This window comes from Phycicoccus sp. (assembly GCF_035325325.1).
In the GTDB taxonomy this organism is placed as follows: Bacteria; Actinomycetota; Actinomycetes; order Actinomycetales; family Dermatophilaceae; genus Phycicoccus.
In genome coordinates, this window is record NZ_DAOLAC010000001.1 from 67,918 (window position 1) to 91,732 (window position 23,815).

A 23,815-nucleotide genomic window follows, 5' to 3' on the forward strand; every position below is an offset into this window, starting at 1 on the left:
CCTCAGCCGGTCGGCGCGCCGGCCCGCAGGGCCACGTGGACCACGAGGCCGAGGTGGTCCGAGCCGCTGATGTCGGTGCGGCGCACGCCGGTGACGGTCAAGGTCGGCCCGAGAAGCACGTGGTCGATCGCGGTGAACGCCGGGGGAGCGACGCCGTGCGAGGTCCAGTGGTCGTTCGCCGGGAAGGTCGGGGCCCACCCCGTGTTCGCCAGCTCGGCCGCATCCCGCAACGCACCGACCCCGAGGAGACGGCGGAAGGGCTGGTGCTCGACGTCGGCGTTGAAGTCACCTGCCGCGAGGACCGGCACCGACGGCTCTGACCGCAGCTGGGCACCGAGCGCGTCCCCGATGGTGCGCAGCTGGTCGCGCCATGGCTGGCTGCCGTCGACGTACGGAGGTGGCGGGTGCACCGCGGCGAAGGCGAGGGTGCCGACGGGCGTGCCCTCCAGCCGGTACAGCCGGGAGTCGTGACCGGCGGCGATGGTGCGCTGCTCCGTGTAGCGGAACCGGCTGAGGACGATCGTGTTTGACGGGCTCGTCGAGTCGACCCCGCTGCGGTACGGGTAGGCGGACAGGAACCCTGAGGCCAGCAGGCGGTCGAACTGGTCGGGCTGGACGTCGACGAGGACCACGATGTCCGCGCGCACGGCCCGGGTCGTGGCCACGAGGTCCGCCACGTCGCCGTACTCGAAGTTCTGGCTGAGGACGGTGAGCCCTCGTCCGGGACCTGCCGGCGGGGTGGCGCCGACGAAGGACGGGGCCAGCCAGCCGACGTGGACGGCAACCAGGGCGAGGGCGAGCAGCGCGCTCGCCGCCGCCGGGAGCCGGCCGCGTCCCCGGACGAGCGAGGCCATGGCCAGCAGGGCCGCGGTGAAGAGTCCGGAGACCACCGCGGCCGGGCTCACTGTCGCGAGCAGGGCCATGGGGTAGGAGCGAGGCTCCAGGACCCGCGCCCCGGTGAGCACCAACGTGCCGACCAGGCCCGTGAGGCCGAGGGTCACGGCGACCGGTCGCCACCGTCGGCGGCGGGCGACGGCTCCGGAGTCCATCGTGCTTCCCCTCGGCGTGTGCGGTCACATGGGTGGCAGGGGCGCCGGCGGTCACCGGTTCCGGCGTGGGCGCCAGCCCGAGAGTAACCGGCGACGCTGTGCCCGCCCCGGAACCCGGTGTCGGTGGGGCGGACTACGCTGGACGGCGACATGCCCGCTCTCGCCCCGCTGCGCTCCCGACTCGCGGCCCTCGACACCCTCGTCCGCCTCTCCGACGACCTCGCCGCGCCCGGCGCCGAGGTCGAGGCCTCGGCACCCCCCGGCGCCCGCCCGGCCGTCGTCGCCGCACTGGCCCCGCGACCCTCCGGTGCCCCGGTCCTCGCCGTCACCGCCACCGGTCGCGAGGCCGAGGACCTCGAGTCCGCGCTCGCGGCCACCCTCGGCCGGGACGCCGTGGCACTGTTCCCGTCCTGGGAGACGCTCCCGCACGAACGCCTGAGCCCGCGCAGCGACACGGTCGGCCAGCGCCTGTCGGTGCTGCGGCGGCTCGCCCACCCGGACGCCGCCGACACCACCCACGGCCGGCCGGCGGTCGTCGTCGCCCCGGTGCGCGCGGTGCTCCAGCCCATCGCGAAGGGCCTCGGGGAGCTGCGTCCGGTCTCGCTCTCCGCCGGCGAGGAGGCCCCCCTCGAGCACGTCGTCGAGGACCTCGTGGCCGCGGCCTACGCGCGCGTCGACCTCGTCGAGCGCCGCGGCGAGTTCGCCGTCCGCGGAGGCATCCTCGACGTCTTCCCGCCCACCGAGGAGCACCCGCTGCGGGTGGAGTTCTGGGGTGACACGGTCGAGGAGATCCGCTGGTTCAAGGTCGCCGACCAGCGCTCGCTCGAGGTCGCCGAGCACGGACTGTGGGCGCCGCCGTGCCGCGAGCTGCTGCTCACGCCGGCCGTGCGCGAGCGGGCGGCTGCGCTCGCCGACCAGCTCCCCGGCGTCGCCGACATCCTCGACAAGCTCTCGCACGGCATCGCCGTCGAGGGGATGGAGTCGCTGGCGCCGGCGCTCGTCGACGGCATGGAGACCCTCCTCGAGGTGCTGCCCGCCGACGCGGTGCTCGTCGCCTGCGACCCCGAGCGCGTGCGGACCCGCGCGCACGACCTCGTCTCGACGAGCCAGGAGTTCCTCCAGGCCGGCTGGGCGAGCGCCGCCGGCGGCAGCGCGGTGCCCATCGACCTCGAGGCCGTCCTCGGCACCGCGTCCTTCCGCACGATGGCCGAGCTGCGCGAGCAGGCCCGCTCGCTCGGGGTGCGCTGGCTCGACCTCACCCCCTTCACCGGCGACCCCGACGACGACACCCTCGACCTCGGGCTCGCCGTCTCGCCCACCTTCCGGGGCAGCACCGAGGACGCCGTCGCCGAGCTGCGCCGGCTGGCCGCCGAGGAGTGGTCGGTGCTCGTCACCACCGAGGGGCCCGGCCTCGCCAAGCGGGTCGCCGAGGTCCTCGCCGAGCACGAGGTGCCGAGCCGTCTCCTCGCCGAGGCCACCCCCGAGCCGGGCCTCGTCACGGTGACGACCGGGGGGGTCGGCGCCGGCTTCCTCGTGCCGGCCGCCCGGCTCGCCGTCGTCACCGAGGCCGACCTCACCGGCTCGGCCGCCGGCTCCGGCACCTCGACCAAGGACATGCGCCGGATGCCGTCGCGCCGGCGCAACCAGGTCGACCCCCTCCAGCTGCGCCCCGGCGACTTCGTCGTCCACGAGCAGCACGGCGTCGGCCGGTTCGTCGAGATGATGCAGCGCACCGTGCAGGGCGCGACCCGCGAGTACCTCGTCCTCGAGTACGCCCCGTCCAAGCGCGGCCAGCCCGGCGACCGCCTCTACGTCCCCACCGACCAGCTCGACCAGGTGACCCGCTACGTCGGCGGCGAGCAGCCGACGCTCAACAAGATGGGCGGCTCGGACTGGCAGCAGACCAAGGGCCGGGCCCGCCGCTACGTCAAGCAGATCGCGGCCGAGCTCATCCGCCTCTACTCGGCCCGGATGGCCACGCGCGGGCACGCCTTCGGCCCGGACACGCCGTGGCAGCGCGAGCTCGAGGACGCCTTCGCGCACGTCGAGACCCCCGACCAGCTGAGCACCATCGACGAGGTCAAGGCCGACATGGAGCGCGAGGTGCCGATGGACCGCCTCGTTTGCGGCGACGTCGGCTACGGCAAGACCGAGATCGCGGTGCGCGCGGCGTTCAAGGCGGTCCAGGACGGCAAGCAGGTGGCCGTGCTCTGCCCGACGACGCTGCTCGTGCAGCAGCACCTCAACACCTTCTCGGAGCGGTACGCCGGCTTCCCCGTCGTCGTCAAGGGCCTCTCCCGGTTCCAGACCGACGCCGAGGCCAGGGCGGTGCTCGCCGGCCTCGCCGACGGCTCGGTCGACCTCGTCATCGGCACCCACCGCCTCCTGTCGAAGGAGGTGCGGTTCAAGGACCTCGGGCTCGTCGTCGTCGACGAGGAGCAGCGCTTCGGCGTCGAGCACAAGGAGCAGCTCAAGGCCCTGCGCACCTCGGTCGACGTCCTCGCCATGTCGGCCACCCCGATCCCGCGCACCCTCGAGATGGCGGTCACCGGCATCCGCGAGATGTCCACCCTCGCCACGCCCCCCGAGGAGCGCCACCCCGTCCTCACCTACGTCGGCGCGTACGACGAGAAGACCGTCACGGCCGCGATCCGCCGCGAGCTGCTGCGCGAGGGCCAGGTCTTCCTCGTCCACAACAAGGTGTCGACCATCGAGAAGGCCGCGGCCCGCATCCGCGAGCTCGTGCCGGAGGCCCGGGTCGCGACCGCCCACGGGAAGATGGGCGAGCACAAGCTCGAACAGGTGGTTGTCGACTTCTGGGAGAAGCGTTTCGACGTCCTCGTCTGCACGACCATTGTCGAGACCGGCCTCGACATCTCCAACGCCAACACCCTCATCGTCGAGCGCGCCGACCGGCTCGGGCTCTCCCAGCTGCACCAGCTGCGCGGTCGCGTCGGACGGGGACGTGAGCGGGCGTACTCGTACTTCCTCTACCCGCCGGAGACGCCGCTCACCGAGACCGCCCTCGACCGGCTCCAGACCATCGCGAGCAACACCGACCTCGGCTCGGGCATGCAGGTGGCGATGAAGGACCTCGAGATCCGCGGGGCCGGCAACCTGCTCGGCGGCGAACAGTCCGGGCACATCGCCGGGGTCGGGTTCGACCTCTACGTCCGGCTCGTCGGGGAGGCCGTCGCCTCGTTCCGTGGCGAGGGCGAGGAGGCCCCGGCCGAGATCAAGATCGAGCTGCCCGTCGACGCCCACCTGCCGCACGACTACGTCCCCCACGAGCGGCTGCGGCTCGAGATGTACAAGAAGCTAGCGGCGGTCGTCGACGAGCAGCAGCTGGCCGAGATCGAGGGCGAGCTCGTCGACCGCTACGGCCCGGTGCCCGAGCCGGTGCGCAACCTCCTCGAAGTGGCCCGGCTGCGCACGGTGGCCCGCGCGGCCGGCATCGCCGACATCTCGGTGCAGGGCCAGCACGTCCGCTTCGGCCCCGTCGAGCTGCGCGAGAGCCAGCAGCTGCGGCTGAACCGGCTGTACCCGAAGTCGATCCTGAAGGCCGCGACCGGCTCCCTGCTCGTCCCGGCCCCGAGGACCGCGCCGGTCGGTGGCCGGCCGCTGCGCGACCGTGACATCCTCGACTGGGCCGCCCAGGTCGTGCAGGCGGTCGTCATGGACAATGTCGGTCAGGCCGCTCGGGCCGCGACCACTCCCGCCCGGGGGTGACCCGATGAAAGGACTGCTCGTGACCACTCCGGTTCGCCGCGTCGCCGCGGCGCTCATCCTCGGCGCCGCGCTCGTCACGGCCGGCTGCGGCACGACCGAGGCGGGCCGGGCCGCGACCGTCGACGGCAAGGTCATCACGGAGACCGACGTCCAGACCGCGCGGACGCAGATCAACACGACCTTCCCGGCGGCCAACCTCACGACGAGCCAGGTGCTCGGGCGGCTCATCGCGGCGCCGGTCATCCTCTCCATCGCCGAGCGGCAGGGCACGCCGGTGTCGGAGTCGATCGCGCAGACGACCTACACGACCCAGCCCGACTACAACGGCGAGAAGCCCGAGGCCCCGACGCTCGAGGTGCTGCGGGCCGAGCTCGCGCTCCAGCAGTTCCAGCAGAGCCAGACCCAGGTGCCGGTCTCGGAGTTCCAGAAGCTCAAGGTCGTCGTCAACCCGCGCTACGGCCGGTTCGACCCGGCGAGCGCCTTGGTCACCGAGCAGACGCCGGACTGGATCAAGCCCGCCGCCGCGAAGCAGTGAGCGCCGGCTGGCTCGGCCTCGTCCTCACCTCACCGCGGGTCGCTCCCGGCCTGCTCTCCCACCCGGCCTGGGTGGCGGTGCGCGACGCCGGGCACCGGCTCGCCCGCACCGCCGACGAACCGCTCGCCGAGGCACTCGTCGACGCGGGCCTGGTCGTCGAGGTCGTGGGCGACCTGCCGGCGCCGGCGCTCGCCCGACGGCTCGTCGACCTCGCGGCCGGGGCCGACGTCGCGTGGCTCGGCTCCGCCGACGGCGACCCGGGCCTGTCCGACGCGCTGGCCGCGGAGGTCTCCCGGCTCGAGGTCCCGCCGGAGGTCGAGGTCGTCGTCGGGTCGTGGGACGTCCAGGGCGGCCGGCTGCTCGACGTCGTCGCCGCGATGGACCGGCTCCGCTCCCCGGGCGGCTGCCCCTGGGACGCCGAGCAGACCCATGCCTCGTTGGCGCCGTACCTCGTCGAGGAGGCCCACGAGGTGCTCGAGGCCATCGACGCGGGGGACCCGCGGGCCCTCGCCGAGGAGCTCGGCGACGTGCTCCTCCAGGTCGTCTTCCACGCCCGGGTGGCCGAGGACGCGGGGGAGGACGGCTTCGACGTCGACACCGTGGCCGGCCTGCTCGTCGAGAAGCTCGTCCGGCGGCACCCGCACGTGTTCGCCGACGGCGGCGCGAGCACGCCCGAGCAGGTCGAGGAGGAGTGGGAGCGGATCAAGGCCGTCGAGAAGGCGGGCGCCGGCGGCGACTACGCGGACGACCTGCTGCACGGCGTGCCCGCCTCGCTGCCCCCCGGGCTCGCCGCGGACAAGGTGCTGGCCCGGCTGCGGCGGCGCGGCCTCGGAGCCGACGACGCCGCGCTGGCCGAGCTCGAGGCCGCCCGGGCGGCCCTCGCCACGGCGGAGGAGCGCGCGCGGGACGCCCTGCGGGCGGTCGCCGACTCGGCGCGCCCCACCCCCGGCTGACTCCTCGCCCCGCCGGCTGCCGCCGCGCGGCGGTGCCCCGGCAGTGCGGGGTCGGGCTGCGCTCGCCCGGCCGCGTCGTCCTCGCTGTGCCGGGGTGTCATGTCGGGTCGGCACGGCGGCGGTGCCCCGGCAGCGCGACGGTGGGCCGGCATGGCGAAAGCGCCCCGGCAGCGCGACGGTGGGCCGGCACGGCGGGAGTGCCCCGGCAGCGCGACGGTGGATCGGCACGGCGGCGGCGTCCCGGCAGCGCGGGGTCGGGTCGCGCTCGCCCGGCCGCCTCGTCCTCGCTGTGCCGGGGTGCCATGTCGGGTCGGCACGGCGGCGGCGCCCCGGCAGGGCGACCGCGGGTCGGCACGGCGGGACCACCCCGGCGTCGCCCAGCCGTGACGGCTTGCTTCGAAAGTACAAAGCCCCTTAACCTTTGCAAGGTGAGGCTGACCGAGCGTGAGCGCGAGATCGTCGCGCTGCTGCGCGCCGACCCCCTGCTCGACGCCGCGGCCCTCGCCGAGCGCCTCGGCTCCACCCGGGCCGCGGTCTCGGTGCACCTGAGCAACCTCACCCGCAAGGGTGTCCTCCTCGGCCGGGGCTACCTCGTGCGTCCCGAGGCCCAGTCGGTGCTCGTCGTCGGCGGTGCGGTGCTCGACGCCAAGATGCGGATCTCGGTGCGGCCGGTCATCGGCTCGAGCAACCCCGGGGTCTCGACCTCCGCGGTCGGCGGGGTGGGGCGCAACATCGCCGAGAACCTGGCGCGGCTCGGCAGCCCCACGGTCCTCGTGGCCGCCGTCGGGGACGACCTCGCCGGGCGCACGGTCGCCGCGCGCACCGAGGCCGCGGGCGTCGACTGCCGCCACCTCGTGACGTCCGCCTACCCGACCGGCACCTACGCCGCCGTCCTCGACGACGAGGGGGACCTGCTCGTGGCGGTCGCCGACATGCGGGCCACCGACGAGCTGACCGTCGGCGAGCTGGGGGTCGTCCCGTCGCTGCTCGAGGGCGCCGATGCCGTCGTCGTCGACGCGAACGTCAGCCCCACGGTCATCCGGTGGGTCCTCGCCGCCGCGGCCGACGCGGGCGTGCCCGGGGTCTTCGAGCCTGTGTCCGTGGCCAAGGCCACCGAGGCCGCGCGCGTCCTCGACGGCACCGTCCCGGTGCACACCGTCACCCCGAACGTCGACGAGCTGTCCGCCCTCGTCGGCCACCCGGTCGACCCCGAGGTCGACGGCGTCGTCGAGGCCGCCGGCCTCCTCCACGACCGCGGCGTCGAGCACGTCTGGGTGCGGCGCGGCACCCGGGGCAGCCTCCTGTCCGTGGTGCCCCGGCCCACCGCCGACGACCCCCGGCCGACGCGCCGCGTCCACCTCGTGAGCGCCCCGCCGACCACGGTCGAGGACGTCACCGGCGCCGGCGACGCGATGACCGCGGGCTACGTCCACTCCCTGCTCGCCGGTCACGGCGTCGTCGAGGCCGCCCGGTACGGCCAGGTCCTCGCCGCCCTGACCGTCGCCTCGCCGGACACCGTCCGCGCCGACCTCACTCCCGCCCTCGTCGCCGCCCACCTCACCCCCGACCAGCCACCGACCCAGGAGCTCTCCGCATGACCACCGCCGCCCCGGCCACACCCCACCCGATGCTCTCCGTCGCCCCCGAGGTGCGCGAGGCGCTCGCCGAGGGCCGCCCGGTCGTCGCGCTGGAGTCGACGATCATCAGCCACGGGATGCCCTATCCGGCCAACGTCGGGATGGCGCGCGAGGTCGAGCAGATCGTCCGCGACGGTGGTGCCGTCCCGGCGACCGTCGCCATCCTCGACGGCCGCCCCACCGTCGGGCTCTCCGACGACGAGCTCGAGATGTTCGGTGCCGACGGCGGCATCCGCAAGGTCAGCGTCCGCGACCTGCCCCACGTCGTCGCGACCGGCGTCCACGGCGCGACGACCGTCGCCAGCACGATGCGGATCGCGGCGCTCGCGGGAATCCGGGTGTTCGTCACCGGGGGGCTCGGCGGCGTGCACCAGGGTGCGGAGCACTCGATGGACGTCTCCGCCGACCTCACCGAACTCTCCCGGACGGAGGTGGCCGTCATCTCGGCCGGCGTCAAGTCGATCCTCGACATCGGGCGCACGCTCGAGGTGCTCGAGACCCTCGGCGTGCCGGTCGTCGGCTACGGCACCGACGAGTTCCCGTCGTTCTTCTCGCGCTCCAGCGGGCTGTCCGTCCCCATGCGCGTCGACACCCCCGAGGAGGCGGCGGCGCTGATGCGTGCCTCGTTCGGGCTCGGCCTCGGCAGCGGCATCTCGATCGCCAACCCGGTCCCGGCCGAGCACGAGATGCCCCGGGCCGACATCGACGAGGTCATCGCGCGGGCCCTCGCCGAGTGCGCCGCGCAGGGCGTCACCGGGAAGGACATCACCCCCTTCCTCCTCGGCCGGCTCGTCGAGCTCTCCGACGGCCGCTCGCTCGAGACCAACCTCGCGCTGGTCCGGCACAACGCGCGGGTCGGTACGGCCATCGCCGTCGCGTACGCCGCCGGCTGACGGCCGGGGGCGCCCCCACGCAGTCGTCGCCGGCGGACCCTGTCTGACCTGCGCCTGTGCTGGCTATCGTGTGCGCTCGTGAGGGTCCGGGTGCTGGGGAGCACGGTCGTCGAGGGTGCCGACGGGCCGGTACCCCTGCCGGCGCGCAAACCGCGCAGCATCCTCGCCGCGCTCGCCCTGGCGCCGGGCACCACGATGAGCGCGGACCGGCTCGTCGACCTCGTGTGGGGCGACGACGCCCCCGCCGGCGCCCACGGCACGCTGCACGCCTACATCTCCGGCCTCCGGCGGGCCCTGGAGCCCGACCTGGCGCCGCGCGCCCGTCCCACCGTCCTCGTGACCACGGACGCGGGGTACCGGCTGGAGGTCGCCCCGGACGACGTCGACGCCGTGGCCTTCGCCCGCGAGGTCCGGGCGCGGCACTCGGCCCTCGCCCCGCTGTGGTCCCAGCTGAGCACCGGCCCGCAGCCGGGGTGGCCGTCGCGCGAGGAGGTGGCCGCCCACGTCGAGGCGCTCGAGGAGGCGCTGCGCACGTGGACCGGCCCGGCCTACGTCGACCTCGGCGACCACCCCGACGTCCTCGCCGACCGGGCCGCGCTCGACGAGCTGCGGGCCGCCGCCGAGGAGGACCTGGCCCTCGGGCTCCTGGCGCTCGGGGAGCACGCGGCCGTCCTCGCCGCGACGGAGCAGGCCGCGACCCGGCACCCGCTGCGGGAGCGCAGCCGCTGCCTCCGGGCCCTGGGGCTCGTGCGCACCGGCCGGCAGGTCGAGGCTCTCGAAGTGCTGCGGACCCACCGGGCGCTGCTCGCCGACGAGCTGGGTCTGGACCCCGGCCCCGAGGCGAGGGCGCTGGAGGAGGCGGTGCTGCGTCAGGAACCGGGGCTCGGGGAGTGGTTGCGGGAGCGGCCGGTGCCGCCCGGAGCGCCGCCCCCGGTGGGCGGGTCGGTCGGCGTCGCCCCCGCGTCGGGATGGATGACCGTCGGCCGGGACGCCGAGCGCGAGGTGGTCGCCGGTCTGCTCTCCACCTCCGCGTCCGGGAGGCCCGGAGCGGTGCTGGTCGTCGGCGACCCCGGCACCGGCAAGACGCGGCTCGTCGAGGACGCCCTCGCCGCCGCGGCCGGGCTCGGGACGCTCACGGCGGTCGGTCGCTGCTCGCGCGACGACGGGGCGCCCCCGCTCTGGCCGTGGTTCGCCATCCTCGACGACCTGGGGCTCGAGGGTCCGCGGGAGGCGCCGTCGGCCGGTGCGAGGGCCGAGGCGGTCGCGGAACGGGCCTTCGCGGTGCAGGACGCCCTGGTGCGGGGAGTCCGGGCGCGGGCCGCCGAGCAGCCCGTGCTGCTCGTCGTCGAGGACCTGCACTGGGCGGACACCCGGACCCTGCGCGCCCTGACCCATCTGGTCGAGAACCTGGCTCCGGGCGACCGGGTGCTGCTCGTCGTCACCCGCCGTGCCCGCCCGGCGCCGACCGGCGCGCTCGCCGACCTCGGCGTCGCCCTGACACGGTACGGCGCGCCGACCCTCGAGCTCGGCGGGCTGCGCCCCGACGACGCCCGGGTGCTCGTCGACGCGGTGTCCCCGGGCCCCACGGGTCCTGACGCCGCGCTCGTCGAACGCTGGTGCCGGCGCACGGGGGGCAACCCGTTCTTCCTCGTCGAGCTGGCGCGGCTCGCCGCGGGGCCGGGCGGGTGGCGCGGGGAGGTGCCGGAGTCGGTCCAGGCCGTCGTCGGGCAACGGCTCGGGGACCTGCCGGAGGCGACCCGCGAGGTGCTCCTCGTGGCGGCCGCGCTGGGCCGCGAGCACTCCCCGCTCCTGCTGGCGCGGGTCGGTGGATGGGACGCGGAGGAGGTCGCCGAGCGGCTCGAGGCCGCGGAGGAGGTGGGTGTCGTCCACCACCGCAGCGACGGCCGGCTGGCCTTCGAGCACGCGCTGACCCGGGACGCGGTGCTCGCCGCGGCGACTCCGGCCGCGGTGTCGCGCACCCACGCCCGGATCGCGCACGCCCTCGAGCAGGTACCCCGGGGCGCGCTCACGGAGACCGAACGCTCCTTCGACCTCGCCCACCACTGGCTCGCCGCCGGGCCGCTGCACGCCCCCCGCGCCTGGCGATCGGCCCACGCGGCCGCGGCCGAGGCGCGCCAGGTCTTCGCGAACGTCGAGGCCACCGAGCTCTACCGGTCGGCCCTCGACGCCCACGCGCTCGACCCTGCCGGCACCCGCGACGAGCGCTACGACCTCCTCCTCGCGTTCGCCGGCGCCGCCGCCTTCTCCGGTCGGTGGCGGTGGGGGGTCGCGGCGGTCGTCGAGGCGGTGTCGCTGGCCCGGACGGAGGCCGACCCCGAACGCGTGGCGCGGGCCGCGGCCGAGCTGACTCGGCACTCGGTCTGGACGCCCCAGGAGTTCGGCGAGGTCGACGAGGACCTGGTCGAGGACCTGCGGACCACCCTGCGCGACCTCGGACCCCACGACCCGCCCGTGCGGTGCGTCCTCATGCTCGCGCTCGCCGTCCAGCTCTACTACGCGTACGGCACCGAGCCGGAGGTCGACGCGCTCGTCGCCGAGGGCACGGCCATCGCCCGCCGGACGGGGGACCCCGCCCTCAGGGCGTGGGCCGCGCACGCCGGGTGGATCGCGCTCTGGCGGCCGACCGCGCTGGCGGAGCGCACGGCGCTCGCCGACGAGCAGCTCGCGGCCGCCATCGCGCAGGGCGACGACGCCGCCGTGGCCCTCGCGCACATCATCCGGGCCGGGACGGCGGTCGAGCGCGGCGACCTCGAGGGCTGGCTGACCCACTCGGCCGCCGCCGAGGCCCTGGCCCGGCGGCGTCGGTTCGCGTACATCGAGTACGTCCTCGCCTTCGTGCGCCTCGCCCTCGGCCTGCTCGCCGACGACCACGACGCCGCGGACGGCCACGCGGCGACGATGCGCTCGATGCGCGAGGGGCTGGCCACGCCGGCGCTGGAGCTCAACGAGTTCGGCATCCTCTACTCGACGGCGACCTGGCGCCCCGGGTTCGCGGCATCGGTCGCCCAGCAGATGCTCGACTTCTACCGGGCCGAGCCCTTCGAGATGGGCCGGTACGCGATGCTCCACGTCCTCGCCGTGGCCGGCCGGGACGACGACCTGCGCGAGCAGCTCGCGCGGACGCCGTTCACCCCCCTGCGCGACCGGTGGTGGCACACGGCCGAGGCAGCGGCCCACGTGCTCGTCGCCGCCCGGGTGGGTGACCGGGCCCTGGCGCGCGGTGCGGTCGAGGCGCTGCGACCCTCCACCGGCACGATGGCCGTCACCGGCATCTCGCTCGTCAACGGCCCGGTCGACGGCTACCTCGCCATCGGCCTCGCGGTGCTCGGCGAGCACGACGAGGCGCGGGTCCTCGCCGGGCGCGCCGAGGCGCTCGCCCGGCGGTGGGGGATGACCGCCTACCTGCGCCTGCTCGAGGAGCACCGGCGCGCGCTCGGGTTCTGAGCGCGCGCCGGCCGCTCACCCCGCGGGTCGGACGTACCGGAAGGCCACGGCCTCGGCCCGCTCGAAGCGTCGGCGGAACAGCGCGTGGAGCACCCGGTACGGCGTGCCGGCGACGGCGAACATCGCCTCGCGGGCCTCGCGCGGCAGACCGTGCATCGCCCAGGCGATGACGAAGGGGATCTCGCGCGTGCCGTAGGAGCGGCCGATGGCCCGCTCGACGCCCAGGAACTCCTCGGCGGTCATCACCCGCTGGACGAGCGGCAGCACGACACCCTCCTCGTGCTCCAGGTGCTGGTCGAGGACCTCGCGCAGGCCGGCCAGCCGGATGGCCAGGGCGGCGCGGTGGCTGTCGCAGGGGTGGCCGGCGACGGCCCCGAACGCGTCGGTGCAGGCGGTGACCAGCGGGTCGATGCCCTCGTGCTCCTCGCTCATCGCCGCGACCTCCAGCCGGTCGGCGGGTGTGCCTCGCTCGCCCACGGCCTGCTCCAGCACCGGCCAGTACAGGCTGTCCTCGGCGGTGTGGTGGTGGTGCAGCGTGGTGGCGAAGCGTCCCCACCGGGCGGCGAGGGCCTCCCACGTCCGGGCGTCGTCCAGCGGTGTGGCCTCGGTCGCGGCGGCGAAGGCGGCCAGGTCGCGCCGCAGCGCGTGGTGCATCACGTACATGCCGGTGTGGTCGTTGGGGCCCTCGGCGACGTGGGTCTGACCGGGCAGGTCGAGCTGTCGGCGGGGGGTGGTGCTGGTGGTCATCGGTTCTCCTCGTGGTGGGCGGGGTCGTTCCCGCGTCGGCACCACCGTGCTCCGGTGCGCTTGGGCGCGGCTTGGGTCCGCGCCCAAGCCACCTCCAAGGGAGGGCCTGCACCGTGGTCGACATCCGCACCCCCCACCCGAGGAGCCGCCATGTCCCCCACCGCACAGCCTTCCCCGCCCGACCCCCGCCCACGCCGGAGCGTGCTCGTCATCGGCAGCACCGGCCTCGTGGGCCGCGAGGTCGTCCGCGCCCTCCGCGAGCGAGGCGCCGTCCCGAGCGTCCTCGTCCGCGACCCGTCGCGGCTGTCCTCGACCGAGGGCGTGCACGTCGTCGTCGGCGACCTGCGCGACCCCGCATCGGTGCGCCTCGCGGTCGCCGGGGTCGACGTCGTCCTCCACGTCTCACCGCACGAGGCCGACGAGGTCGAGCTGACCCGCACGGTCGTCCGGGCCTGCGAGGAGGCCGGCACCCGGCTCGTCTTCGCCGGCGTCCACGCGCTCGCCCGCAACGCGCTGCACGGCTGGCTGATGCGCCGCGTGTACGGCGTGCTGCTGCCGCGCTACCGCGGGAAGCTGACGCTCGCCCGGATGGTCGAGCGCTCGGCGACCGACCCCGTCGTCCTCGTCCCGAGCAACTTCATGCAGACCGACGAGGTGCTGCTCGGCACCATCCTCGAGGGGTCCTTCGTGCAGCCGGCGCACCGGCGAGGGCTCAACCGCGTCGACGTGCGCGACCTGGGCGAGGTCGCCGCGAACGTCCTGCTCGACCCGGCCTTCCCGTCCGGCGGCTACCCGGTCGTCGGACCGCGCTCGCTGACCGGCCAGGAGTGCGCGGTCACGTGGGAGCGCGCCCTCGGTCGCCCGGTGCGCTACACCGGGGACGACGACGCGGCGCTCGAGGCGGCCCTGGCCCGTCACCTCTCCGGCCATCGTCGCGGGGACTGGCTCGCGTCGATGCGTGCGCTGCGCCGGCTCGAGGTCGCGACCGGTGTCGAGGACCTCGCGACGACGACCCGGCTGCTCGGGCGGCCGCCGACCGACCACGTCGACTTCGTGGCCCGCGTCGTGGCCGAGCACGGCGCGCTCGCCCGCTGACCTCCACGTCGGTGGGGGCGTCCGGCGTGCGGGTCGGTCACGGGCGACCCCCGCCACCACGGCTACGCTCGGGAGGAAACGTGTCCCCACGCAGGAGGAGGCCCGAGTGGCCAGCATCGAGGCAGTAGGCGCGCGCGAGATCCTCGACTCGCGCGGTAACCCCACGGTCGAGGTCGAGGTCGCCCTCGACGACGGCACCGTCGCCCGCGCGGCGGTCCCCAGCGGCGCGTCGACCGGCGCGTTCGAGGCGGTCGAGCGCCGTGACGGCGACAAGGGCCGCTACGGCGGCAAGGGCGTCGAGAAGGCCGTCGACGCCGTCATCGACGAGCTCGGTCCCAAGCTCCTCGGCTTCGAGGCGAGCGAGCAGCGGCTCGTCGACGCCGAGATGCTCGCCATCGACGGCAGCGCGAACAAGGAGAAGATCGGCGCCAACGCCATCCTCGGCGTCTCGCTGGCCGTGGCCCGCGCGGCCGCCGACTCCGCCGACCTGCCGCTGTTCCGCTACGTCGGTGGCCCCAACGCCCACGTCCTGCCGGTGCCGATGATGAACATCCTCAACGGAGGCAGCCATGCCGACTCCAACGTCGACATCCAGGAGTTCATGATCGCGCCGATCGGCGCCGAGTCCTTCCGGGAGGCGCTGCGCTGGGGCGCGGAGGTCTACCACGCGCTCAAGGGCGTCCTCAAGGAGAAGGGGCTGGCCACCGGCCTCGGCGACGAGGGCGGCTTCGCCCCGAACCTCGAGTCCAACCGCGCCGCGCTCGACCTCATCCTCGAGGCGATCGGCAAGGCCGGCTACACCCCCGGTGAGCAGATCGCGCTGGCCCTCGACGTCGCGGCGTCGGAGTTCTTCGAGGACGGCTCCTACGCGTTCGAGGGCGGGTCGAAGACGGCCGCCGAGATGGTCGACTACTACGCCGACCTCGTCGACTCCTACCCGCTGGTGTCCATCGAGGACCCGCTCAACGAGGAGGACTGGGACGGCTGGAAGGCGATGACCGACCGCCTCGGCGACCGCGTCCAGATCGTCGGCGACGACCTGTTCGTCACCAACCCCGAGCGACTCGCCCGCGGCATCGGCTCCGGCACGGCGAACGCACTCCTGGTGAAGGTCAACCAGATCGGCTCGCTCACCGAGACCCTCGACGCCGTCGACCTCGCCCACCGCAACGGCTACCGCTGCATGATGAGCCACCGCTCCGGCGAGACCGAGGACGTCACGATCGCCGACCTCGCGGTCGCGACGAACTGCGGCCAGATCAAGACCGGCGCCCCCGCGCGGTCCGAGCGGGTCGCCAAGTACAACCAGCTGCTCCGCATCGAGGAGGAGCTCGACGACGCCGCCGTCTACGCCGGCGCGAGCGCCTTCCCGCGGTTCACCGCCGGACGCGGCTGACCGGCAGGGACCCGGGGGAGCAGCCGATGGCCTCGAGCCGCAGCACCGGACCCGCGTCGCGCCCACCGCGACGCGGGTCCGGCGCGCGCACACCGGCAGCCGGCCGTGGGGGCGCCGGTCGTCCGGCGGCGGGGCGCTCCACCGCGCGCCCCGCGGCGGCGAAGGCGCCAGCGGCGAGGGCGTCGACATCCTCGGCGTCGCGGGCCTCCGTCCCGACGACGAGGCCGTCGAAGGTCGTCCGGCGCACGCCGTCCGGCTGGCGCGGGCGGGTCGGTGGCGCCGCCTCGAACCGGATGCTCCGTCGGGGCGCGGTCCTCGCCGGCATCGGTGTGTTCCTCGTGGTCCTGCTCACCTCCTCGGTCGCGGCGTGGGTGCACCAGCAGGGCCAGATCGCCGCGCTCCGCGACAAGGTGGCCTCCCAGGAGGCCGACGTCGCCGCGCTGCGCGACGAGCGCCAGCGCTGGAACGATCCCGCCTACGTCGAGCAACAGGCCCGACAGAGACTGAAGTTCGTGCGGCCGGGGGAGATGGCCTACACCGTCCTCGACCCCGACCCGAAGACCCCCGACACCCCGACCGTCGCGGGTCCCGGCGCGGCAGGACCGAAGTCGACTCTTCCCTGGTACGCGACCGTGTGGGAGTCGGTGCGCACGGCCGACGCCCCCGGGGCGCACCGGTGACCTCCGGGACCGACCGCCCGCCCGTCGCGCAGGCCGATCTCGACGCCGTCTCGCGGCAGCTCGGGCGCGGCGCTCGTGGCGTCGTCGAGGTGGCCCACCGGTGCCCGTGCGGCGAGCCGGACGTCGTGCGCACCGAGCCGCGGCTGCCGGACGGCACCCCGTTCCCCACGTCGTTCTACGCGACGTGTCCCCGGCTCACCGGCGCGGTGTCCACGCTCGAGAGCCAGGGCGTGATGAAGGAGATGACCGACCGCCTCGTCGTCGACGACGACCTGCGGGCCCGCTACGAGACGGCCCACGCCGACTACCTCGCCCGGCGTGCCGAGCTGGGGGACGTGCCGGAGATCGCCGGGGTCTCCGCCGGCGGGATGCCCACCCGCGTCAAGTGCCTCCACGTCCTCGTCGGCCACTCCCTCGCGGCCGGTCCCGGGGTCAACCCGCTCGGCGACGAGGCCCTCGCGCTCCTCGCCCCGTGGTGGGAGCGTCATCCGTGTTCCGCGGCGGCCGCGGAGGACCCGGGGGAGGCCGGATGACCCGCCGGGTGGCCGCGGTGGACTGCGGCACGAACTCGATCCGCCTGCTCGTCGCCGACGTCGGGACCGACGGCCTGCTCACCGACGTCGTGCGCCGGATGGAGGTCGTGCGCCTCGGCCAGGGCATCGACCGCACCGGTGTCATCGCGCCCGAGGCGATGGAGCGCACCCTCGCCGCCGCCCGCGAGTACGCCGGGCAGTGTCGCGAGCACGGCGCCGAGGCGGTCCGGTTCGTGGCCACGTCGGCCTCCCGCGACGCCCGCAACGCCGACGAGTTCGTCGCCGGGGTGCGCGACGCCTTCGGCGACCTCGACGTCGCCCCGGAGGTCGTGGCCGGCGACGTCGAGGCCCGCCTCTCCTTCACCGGTGCCACCGGCGACCTGCGTCGGCTCGGTCTCGCCGGCCCGTACCTCGTCGTCGACCTCGGCGGTGGCTCCACCGAGCTGGTGCGCGGCACCGACGACGTCGAGGCCGGTCGCTCGGTCGACGTCGGCTGCGTGCGGATGACCGAGCGCCACCTCTCCGGTGACCCGCCGACCGGCGCCGAGACCGAGGCGGCCAGGGCCGACGTGCGCGCGGCCCTCGACGCCGCCGAGGAGGTCGTCGACCTCACCGGGCTCGGCGCCGTCGTCGGTCTCGCGGGGTCGATCACCACCGTCACCGCCCACGCCCTCGGGCTCGGCCGCTACGACCGCGACGCCATCCACCTGGCGCAGGTTCCCCTTGCGGCACACCGCACCTCGTGTGCCGTACTGCTCGCGATGTCCCGTACCGAGCGCGCGGCCCTCCCGTACATGCACCCCGGTCGGATCGACGTCATCGGCGCCGGGGCACTGGTCTGGGACGAGGTGCTCGCCCGGGTGGCGGCCCGGTCGCCGGGCGTCCGGGTGGTCACGAGCGAGCACGACATCCTCGACGGCATCGCCCTCTCGGTGGCCGGCTCGTCGTGACGCCACAGGGCGCCAGCACCACCGCCGTCCTCGTGTGCCAGGGGCGGGCGGTCGCCGACGGCCGTCTCGGTGTCGGCCGGTTCGCCGACCCGGTCGCCGTGCGGCTGCTCGACCCCGCCGAGCGCGAGGTCGTCGAGCGGGTGCGGGCCGGCCGTACCCCCGGAGCGCCCTGGGGCATGGCCGAGGAGATGGTCCTGCACACTGCCGCCACGATGGTGCCGCGGACCGTCGCCATCGACGACGCGGTCCGCGAGCACCGCTCCGGCCAGGTCGTCGTCCTCGGCGCCGGCCTCGACGCGCGCGCCTGGCGGATGCCGGAGCTCGAGACGGCGACGGTCTTCGAGGTGGACCACCCGGCGTCGCAGGCCGACAAGCAGCGGCGCGTGGCCGGTCTCGAGCCCGTGGCGGGCCGTGTCGTCCCGGTCGCCGTCGACCTCGCGAACGACCCGCTCGCCACCGCCTTGACCGCCGCGGGGCTCGACGAGTCGGCTCCCACGACATGGGTGTGGGAAGGCGTCGTCCCCTACCTCACCCGCGACGCGGTGGCCTCGACCCTGGTGCAGCTGGCGGTGCTGTCGGCGCCGGGCAGCCGGCTCGTCGTCCAGTACCAGCAGCGCTCGGTCGTCGCCACGACGCTGCGCGCGGCGATGCGCCTCGCCCTCCGGGTGGCGCGGCGGCCGGACCCGCTGGCCCGCGAGCCGTGGCACACCCTCCTGACGCCCGACGAGCTGGGCCTGGTCCTGCGACCCTGCGGGTTCTCGATCTCGTCCGACCACTCCCTCCTCGAGCTGGCCGACGGGATGGACCTGCCCGGCCGGCGCGACGGCTCCCTCGGCAACGGTCGCGTCGCGGTGGCCGAGAGGGCCTGAGCCGTCAGGGCCAGGTCGTGGCGTGGACCTCGAAGTCGGCGCCGGTCTGCACCGGGACGACGCAGAACGGCATTCCGCCCGGGTCCTCCATCACCGCCCACCCCTCGTGCCGGGTGGCGACCCGCGCCCCCAGCGCCTCGACCCGCGCCACCTCGGCCGGCACGTCGTCGGTCTCGATGTCGAGGTGCAGGCGAGGAGGTGTGCCTGCCCCGGTGCGCTGCAGCTCGAGCTTGACCGTGCCGGGCAACGGCGTGAGCGGCTCGTAGGGGTCGTCGTCGGAGATGGTGGTGTCGGCCGACCGGCGCGTGCCGGTGACGCCGGCCCAGAACGCGGCCGCGGCGTCGTACGACCCGGCCGGGTGGTCGATGAGCAGGACTCCGATGCGGCTGCGGTGCATCCGGCCACGGTAGGGGACGACACGCCGGTCCCGTCGTCTGCACGGTACTGCGGTGTGCGTAGTACCGTGCGATCCACACGAATGGTTCAGGAGGTGGCTCGTGGACGGCACCCAGCTCGTCAAGGGGGTCCTCGACCTCGCGGTGCTCGCGGTCGTCGCGCGGGAGGACGGCTACGGCTACGACGTCGTGCGCCGGCTGCGCGACGCCGGGCTCGAGGAGGTCGGTGACGCGTCGGTGTACGGCACGCTGCGGCGGCTCTACGCGGCCGGGGCGCTCACCTCGTACGTGGTGCCCTCGGAGGAGGGGCCGCACCGGAAGTACTACGGCATCAACGCGGAGGGACGGCACATGCTGGAGACGCAGGCGAAGACGTGGAGCGGGTTCGCCGCGACGATGGACGGCCTCGTCGCCGGGGCGGGGGTGGCGTCGTGAACGCGGTGACGGTCGAGGCTCGCACCGAGGACGTCCGCGCGTACATCGCGGCGGTGCGCGCCTGGCTCGCCGACCTCCCCCCGGAGGACGTCGACGAGCTGACCCTCGGGATGGAGGCCGACCTCACCGAGCGAGCGGCCGAGGGGGACGTGCTCCTCGGCCAGCTGCTCGGCGAGCCCGAGGAGTACGCGGCCGAGCTGCGTTCTGCTGCAGGGCTGCCGCCCCGGGCGGCGACGGTGGAGGGGGCGTCGTCGTCCGGGTGGGTCACCACGCTCGTCGCCTCCGGGACCGAGGTCGGGACCGCCGCCCTCGAGCGGTGGCCCTGGCTGCGCGACCTCCGCCCGGTGTGGTGGGTGGCCCGGGGCTGGGCCCTCGGCTGGGGGCTGGCCGCCGTCCTCGGCACGGGCCACTTCCTCCTCGTGCCGGTGCTGTGTGCCGCGGTGTCGTTCTGGCTGGGCCGGCGCACCGCGGCCGTCGTCGTGCCGCGCGGGGTGGCGACGGTCGTCCTCGCGGCGAACCTCCTGGGTGTGGTGCTCCTCCTGCCGGCCGCGGCCTCGACGCTCGACCCGCCGCAGTCCGGCGGTGCGGACGCCTGGGTGCCGCCGGGCGTCAGCCTCGACGGCTCGACCGTCTCGAACCTCTACGTCTACGACGGCCGGGGCAACCGGGTCGACGGCGCCCGGCTCTTCGACCAGAACGGCAACCCCGTGTACGTCGACCCGTCGTCGGTGACGGCCGGCGAGGACGTGCCGATGCGTCCGGACGGCTACCCGGACGTCCCGACGAACGCGTTCCCTCTCGTCGTCGGCGGGGCGGACCCGTGGGGCGCCACCGACGCATGGACGCCGCCGCTGACCCTCGCGCCGGTGCCGGTGCTCCCGTCGCCGTCGCCGACCACGTCGGACGCGGCGAACCCGACGCCGCCGGTGTCGTCCAGCTCGACGGCCACACCCTCCGGCGCGGTGCCGAGCCCGCCCGCGACGCCGACGCCGACGGTGTCCGGCGGCTGAGGTCCTCCGGCCACGGGCGCGCTACCGTGGGCGCGCCCCCGTGGCCCAACCGGCAGAGGCAGGCGCCTTAAAAGCGCCACAGGTGCGGGTTCGACTCCCGTCGGGGGCGCGCAGCGCTCCCGGAGGGAGTCGGGATGAGCCCGAACGGAGTGAGTGCGACGGTGCCCCGTCGGGGGCGCGCCAGCGCCTCCCGACGGGAGTCAGGGAGACGCTCGAACGACGTGAGGGCGACGGCTCCCGACAGGACTCTCCCCGAACGGGTGTGAAGACTGTCGACATGCCGACGGATATCACACACGTTCGCGGTCAACGGGAGGGCGGGGGCTCTCAGCGGGAACTCAGGTTCGTGCTGAAACGTCTACGCTGTACGCACGACGGCGACCATCGCCGCCACGACCCGCACGGAGGATCGATGGCCAACAACCCGGCCTTCAACCGACTCGAGAAGGACGCCCGCAGCGGCTACGCCGGCTTCCGCACCGGCCCCGCGAGCTCGCCGGCCGTCCCGACCGAGCTGAGCGCCCAGCAGCTCCAGGACATGTACAGCGCCCCCTCGGCCGTCCGCCCGGGCACCGAGCGCCCGGTGACCATGGACGACGTCGTCATGAAGACGCTCGGGCTGTTCGCCATCGTTCTGGTCACCGGCGCCGTCGGCTGGTACCTCTCGGCGACGAGCCAGGTCCTCGGTCTCGTGGCGTGGGGCGCAGGCATCGTGGGCATCCTCGGTCTCGGCATCGCGATCGCCGTCAAGAAGACCCTCAGCGTGCCGCTCATCCTCACCTACGCGGTGTTCGAGGGCCTCTTCGTCGGGGCGATCAGCCAGACCTACTCCGGCGCCTTCGACCCGCAGGGGACGCCCGCCTTCCAGGGCATCGTCGCGCAGGCCGTCCTGGCCACCCTCGCGACGTTCGCGGGCATGTTCATCGCCTACAAGACCGGCCTGATCAAGGTCACCGCGAAGTTCCGGCGCATCGTGACGATGATGGTGTTCGGCTACGTGATCTTCGCCCTCGTGAACTTCGGTTACGCGATCTTCACGAACAGCGCCTTCGGCATCGGCGGCAGCGGTGCGCTGGGCATCGGCATCTCCCTGTTCGCGGTCGGCCTCGCCGCGACGATGCTGGCGCTCGACTTCGACCAGATCGACTACGCCATCCGCACCGGTGCCCCGCAGAAGTACTCGTGGCTGCTGGCGCACGGGCTCGTCGTCACCCTGGTGTGGCTCTACCTCGAGTTCCTCCGCCTGCTCGGTCGGATGCGCAACTGACCGGGACCAGCGACGACGACGCCGGGGTGGCCCACGCCGCCCCGGCGTCGCCGTCCCCGGACCTGCTGCCGGCCACCGCGCGCGCCGAGCTCGAGCGCCTGCGGCGTCGATGGTCGCAGCTGCCGCTCGCCCGTGCGGAGGAGGCGGCACCGGCCGTCCGGGCCCTCGTCGAGGACCTGGCCGCGCGCACGGCGCCGGGCACCCCCGTCCCCGACCTCGGGTCGGCGGTGCTGCCCGACCAGCTGGCCGTCGTCGCGTGGGACGCCTGCGCCGCCGGCCGCGCCGACGACCTCCCCGAGGCGCTCGCCACCCTCCGCCGCACCCTCCCCTGACCGGGTGGGACGGCGTCAGGAGAGGCGCTCGACGACGATGGCCATGCCCTGGCCGCCGCCGACGCACATCGTCTCGAGGCCGAACGTGCCGTCCCGCGCCTCGAGGCCGTTGAGCAGCGTCGTCATGATGCGCGTGCCCGTGGACCCGAACGGGTGCCCGAGGGCGATGGCGCCGCCGTGCACGTTGAGCTTCTCGAGGTCCATCCCGAGGTCGTCGGCGCTCGGCAGCACCTGCGCGGCGAACGCCTCGTTGATCTCGTAGAGGTCGATGTCGTCGATGGTCATGCCGGCCCGCGCGAGCGCCTGGCGGGAGGCCTCGACCGGCCCGAGCCCCATGATCTCGGGGGAGAGGGCGGAGACGCCGGTGGAGACGATGCGGGCGAGCGGCGTCAGCCCGAGCTCGCGGGCCCGGGTGTCGCTCATGACCACCACGCCGGAGGCGCCGTCGTTGAGCGGGCAGCAGTTCCCGGCGGTCACGGTGCCGCCCTCGCGGAAGACCGGCTGCAACGCCTGCACCGCCTCGAGCGTCACGCCGGGGCGGGGGCCGTCGTCGCGGGAGACGACGGTGCCGTCTGCGAGCGTCACGGGGAGGATCTCGCGCTCGAAGAAGCCGTCGGCGATGGCTTTCTCGGCACGGTTCTGGCTGGTGACCCCCCACTCGTCCTGGCGCTCGCGGGAGACGCCGCGCAGCGTCGCGACGTTCTCGGCGGTCTGCCCCATCGCGAGGTAGACGTCGGGCAGGCCACCGTCCGCGCGCGGGTCGGACCAGGTGGTGTTCGCGGCCGCCATCGCGGCCGAGCGTTCCATCGCCGCCGCGAAGACCGGGTTGAGGTTCTCCGGGTCGGACTCCCCGGCGCCACGGAAGGCGGGGTTGGTCGAGACCGACTCGACGCCGCCGACGACGAAGGCGTCGCCCTCGCCGGCCTTGATCGCGTGGAAGGCCATCCGCATCGTCTGGGTCGAGCTCGCACAGAACCGGTTGACCGTCGCACCGGGCAGGCCGTCGAGGCCGGCGAGCACGGAGACGACCCGCGCCATGTTGTTGCCCGCCTTGCCGCTCGGGTCCGCGCAGCCCCAGTAGAGGTCGTCGAGGGTGGTCGGGTCGAGCCCGGGCAGCTGGTCGAGCAGGCCGCGCACGACCTGCACCGACAGGTCGTCCGGTCGCACCTCGCGCAGCGAGCCCTTGAAGGCGCGGCCGATGGGGGTGCGGGCGGTGGCGACGATGACGGCCTCGGTCACGGGGTCCTCCTGGCGGTGGTCACGGGCAGCGGTGCCGTCTGGCACCGGCCGGCGGTAAGCGAGCGCTTACCGGGCGTCCGTCCAGCGTAGGCGCTGGGCCGCCGGGACGGAACCTCGCGGACCCTGTGGGGTCCGTCTCGTCGCCGACGTCCCGCAGGGCTCGTGCGCGGCCGGCCGGAGGGACATGATGAGCCCATGGGCACCAGTCGCAGCCAGGCATCGTCAGGGTCGCCGTACGAGGGACGGGTCGGGTTCGCCCGGGCGGTCCGCGTCGGTCAGCACGTCGCCGTCTCGGGGACGGCACCGATCGGGACGGGGGGACAGGTCAGCCTCGACCCCGGGCAGCAGACCCGGCGCTGTTGGGAGATCGCGCTCGGCGCACTCGCCGAGCTCGGCGGCGAGCCCGAGCACGTCATCCGGACCCGGCACTACATCACCGACCTCGACGTCGTCGACGCGGTCTCGGCGGTGCACGGCGAGATCTTCGGCGAGATCCGGCCGGCGAGCACGATGGTGCGCGTCGCGGGCCTGCTCGACGAGCGCTGGCTGGTCGAGGTCGAGCTCGACGCCATCCTCCCCGAGGGCTGAGCCCGGTCCCGGCGCCGC

At 74.9% G+C, this 23,815-nt stretch carries 22 protein-coding genes and 1 tRNA gene; 18 read left to right on the forward strand and 5 right to left on the reverse strand.

Features of this window, described 5'->3' with window-relative positions:
* Nucleotides 1-2: 2 nt before the first annotated feature.
* A complete protein-coding gene (locus PKA89_RS00320) occupies nucleotides 3-1,049 on the reverse strand; it encodes an endonuclease/exonuclease/phosphatase family protein (RefSeq protein ID WP_324415426.1) in 1,047 nt (348 codons plus the stop codon).
* A gap of 150 nt (nucleotides 1,050-1,199) precedes the next feature.
* Between PKA89_RS00320 and mfd the strand changes: the two genes are divergently transcribed.
* The 6 genes from mfd to PKA89_RS00350 all read left to right on the forward strand — a co-directional run bounded on the left by mfd (nucleotide 1,200) and on the right by PKA89_RS00350 (nucleotide 12,261).
* Nucleotides 1,200-4,778 (forward strand): transcription-repair coupling factor, encoded by a 3,579-nt coding sequence (gene mfd, locus PKA89_RS00325; protein ID WP_324415429.1) that lies wholly within the window; start codon nucleotides 1,200-1,202, stop codon nucleotides 4,776-4,778.
* A 19-nt stretch (nucleotides 4,779-4,797) separates the two neighbouring features.
* Nucleotides 4,798-5,313 carry a hypothetical protein gene (locus tag PKA89_RS00330; protein WP_324415431.1) on the forward strand — a complete coding sequence of 172 codons (516 nt, stop codon included), beginning with the start codon at nucleotides 4,798-4,800 and terminating at the stop codon, nucleotides 5,311-5,313.
* A complete protein-coding gene (locus tag PKA89_RS00335; protein ID WP_324415433.1) occupies nucleotides 5,310-6,266 on the forward strand; it encodes a MazG family protein in 957 nt (318 codons plus the stop codon). The genes PKA89_RS00330 and PKA89_RS00335 overlap by 4 nt, the downstream gene beginning before the upstream one ends.
* 428 nt (nucleotides 6,267-6,694) lie before the next feature.
* Nucleotides 6,695-7,864, forward strand: a complete 1,170-nt coding sequence (locus PKA89_RS00340; protein WP_324415435.1) for a PfkB family carbohydrate kinase — start codon at nucleotides 6,695-6,697, stop codon at nucleotides 7,862-7,864.
* On the forward strand, nucleotides 7,861-8,796 hold the full coding sequence (locus PKA89_RS00345; protein WP_324415437.1) for a pseudouridine-5'-phosphate glycosidase: 936 nt from the start codon (nucleotides 7,861-7,863) through the stop codon (nucleotides 8,794-8,796). Before PKA89_RS00340 ends, PKA89_RS00345 begins: the two co-directional genes overlap by 4 nt.
* Before the next feature lie 78 nt (nucleotides 8,797-8,874).
* Nucleotides 8,875-12,261 carry a BTAD domain-containing putative transcriptional regulator gene (locus PKA89_RS00350; RefSeq protein ID WP_324415439.1) on the forward strand — a complete coding sequence of 1,129 codons (3,387 nt, stop codon included), beginning with the start codon at nucleotides 8,875-8,877 and terminating at the stop codon, nucleotides 12,259-12,261.
* Between the two features lie 15 nt (nucleotides 12,262-12,276).
* Here the strand turns inward: PKA89_RS00350 and PKA89_RS00355 are convergent, their stop codons facing one another.
* On the reverse strand, nucleotides 12,277-13,008 hold the full coding sequence (locus PKA89_RS00355) for a hemerythrin domain-containing protein (protein ID WP_324415441.1): 732 nt from the start codon (nucleotides 13,006-13,008) through the stop codon (nucleotides 12,277-12,279).
* A 150-nt stretch (nucleotides 13,009-13,158) separates the two neighbouring features.
* On the opposite strand from PKA89_RS00355, the gene PKA89_RS00360 reads away from it, so the two are divergent.
* Both PKA89_RS00360 and eno read left to right on the forward strand, forming a co-directional pair.
* Nucleotides 13,159-14,103 carry an NmrA family NAD(P)-binding protein gene (locus tag PKA89_RS00360; RefSeq protein ID WP_324415443.1) on the forward strand — a complete coding sequence of 315 codons (945 nt, stop codon included), beginning with the start codon at nucleotides 13,159-13,161 and terminating at the stop codon, nucleotides 14,101-14,103.
* 106 nt (nucleotides 14,104-14,209) lie between these two features.
* Complete coding sequence (eno, locus tag PKA89_RS00365; protein ID WP_324415445.1) at nucleotides 14,210-15,499, forward strand: phosphopyruvate hydratase; 1,290 nt, start codon at nucleotides 14,210-14,212, stop codon at nucleotides 15,497-15,499.
* Here eno and PKA89_RS00370 read toward each other — a convergent pair.
* Nucleotides 15,480-15,824, reverse strand: a complete 345-nt coding sequence (locus tag PKA89_RS00370; RefSeq protein ID WP_324415447.1) for a hypothetical protein — start codon at nucleotides 15,822-15,824, stop codon at nucleotides 15,480-15,482. The two genes, eno and PKA89_RS00370, sit on opposite strands and share 20 nt — an antisense overlap.
* On the opposite strand from PKA89_RS00370, the gene PKA89_RS00375 reads away from it, so the two are divergent.
* The 4 genes from PKA89_RS00375 to PKA89_RS00390 are packed head-to-tail and all read left to right on the forward strand — an operon-like array spanning nucleotide 15,793 to nucleotide 18,531.
* The gene (locus tag PKA89_RS00375; RefSeq protein WP_324415449.1) at nucleotides 15,793-16,179 is read left to right on the forward strand and encodes a septum formation initiator family protein; all 387 of its coding nucleotides are present in this window, start codon (nucleotides 15,793-15,795) and stop codon (nucleotides 16,177-16,179) included. The two genes, PKA89_RS00370 and PKA89_RS00375, sit on opposite strands and share 32 nt — an antisense overlap.
* Nucleotides 16,176-16,712 (forward strand): DUF501 domain-containing protein, encoded by a 537-nt coding sequence (locus PKA89_RS00380; RefSeq protein WP_324415451.1) that lies wholly within the window; start codon nucleotides 16,176-16,178, stop codon nucleotides 16,710-16,712. The genes PKA89_RS00375 and PKA89_RS00380 overlap by 4 nt, the downstream gene beginning before the upstream one ends.
* On the forward strand, nucleotides 16,709-17,662 hold the full coding sequence (locus PKA89_RS00385; RefSeq protein ID WP_324415453.1) for a Ppx/GppA phosphatase family protein: 954 nt from the start codon (nucleotides 16,709-16,711) through the stop codon (nucleotides 17,660-17,662). The genes PKA89_RS00380 and PKA89_RS00385 overlap by 4 nt, the downstream gene beginning before the upstream one ends.
* Nucleotides 17,659-18,531, forward strand: coding sequence for a class I SAM-dependent methyltransferase (locus PKA89_RS00390; protein ID WP_324415454.1), 873 nt, complete (start codon nucleotides 17,659-17,661; stop codon nucleotides 18,529-18,531). The genes PKA89_RS00385 and PKA89_RS00390 overlap by 4 nt, the downstream gene beginning before the upstream one ends.
* A gap of 4 nt (nucleotides 18,532-18,535) precedes the next feature.
* Here the strand turns inward: PKA89_RS00390 and PKA89_RS00395 are convergent, their stop codons facing one another.
* On the reverse strand, nucleotides 18,536-18,928 hold the full coding sequence (locus tag PKA89_RS00395) for a VOC family protein (RefSeq protein WP_324415456.1): 393 nt from the start codon (nucleotides 18,926-18,928) through the stop codon (nucleotides 18,536-18,538).
* 100 nt (nucleotides 18,929-19,028) lie between these two features.
* Here PKA89_RS00395 and PKA89_RS00400 point away from each other — a divergent pair, with 100 nt between their 5' ends.
* The 5 genes from PKA89_RS00400 (at nucleotide 19,029) to PKA89_RS00420 (ending at nucleotide 21,970) form a co-directional block, all read left to right on the forward strand.
* Nucleotides 19,029-19,361 (forward strand): PadR family transcriptional regulator, encoded by a 333-nt coding sequence (locus PKA89_RS00400; protein WP_324415458.1) that lies wholly within the window; start codon nucleotides 19,029-19,031, stop codon nucleotides 19,359-19,361.
* Entirely contained in the window at nucleotides 19,358-20,371 is a 1,014-nt protein-coding gene (locus tag PKA89_RS00405) for a hypothetical protein (protein WP_324415460.1), read from the forward strand. The genes PKA89_RS00400 and PKA89_RS00405 overlap by 4 nt, the downstream gene beginning before the upstream one ends.
* A 34-nt stretch (nucleotides 20,372-20,405) precedes the next feature.
* Nucleotides 20,406-20,480: transfer RNA gene (locus PKA89_RS00410), tRNA-Leu, on the forward strand.
* A 303-nt stretch (nucleotides 20,481-20,783) separates the two neighbouring features.
* The gene (locus PKA89_RS00415) at nucleotides 20,784-21,638 is read left to right on the forward strand and encodes a Bax inhibitor-1/YccA family protein (protein WP_324415462.1); all 855 of its coding nucleotides are present in this window, start codon (nucleotides 20,784-20,786) and stop codon (nucleotides 21,636-21,638) included.
* Between the two features lie 26 nt (nucleotides 21,639-21,664).
* Nucleotides 21,665-21,970, forward strand: a complete 306-nt coding sequence (locus PKA89_RS00420; RefSeq protein ID WP_324415464.1) for a hypothetical protein — start codon at nucleotides 21,665-21,667, stop codon at nucleotides 21,968-21,970.
* Between the two features lie 15 nt (nucleotides 21,971-21,985).
* Here PKA89_RS00420 and PKA89_RS00425 read toward each other — a convergent pair whose 3' ends face one another.
* The gene (locus PKA89_RS00425; protein WP_324415466.1) at nucleotides 21,986-23,209 is read right to left on the reverse strand and encodes an acetyl-CoA C-acetyltransferase; all 1,224 of its coding nucleotides are present in this window, start codon (nucleotides 23,207-23,209) and stop codon (nucleotides 21,986-21,988) included.
* Between the two features lie 195 nt (nucleotides 23,210-23,404).
* Between PKA89_RS00425 and PKA89_RS00430 the strand changes: the two genes are divergently transcribed.
* On the forward strand, nucleotides 23,405-23,797 hold the full coding sequence (locus tag PKA89_RS00430) for a RidA family protein (protein WP_324415468.1): 393 nt from the start codon (nucleotides 23,405-23,407) through the stop codon (nucleotides 23,795-23,797).
* The last annotated feature ends 18 nt before the right edge of the window (nucleotides 23,798-23,815 follow it).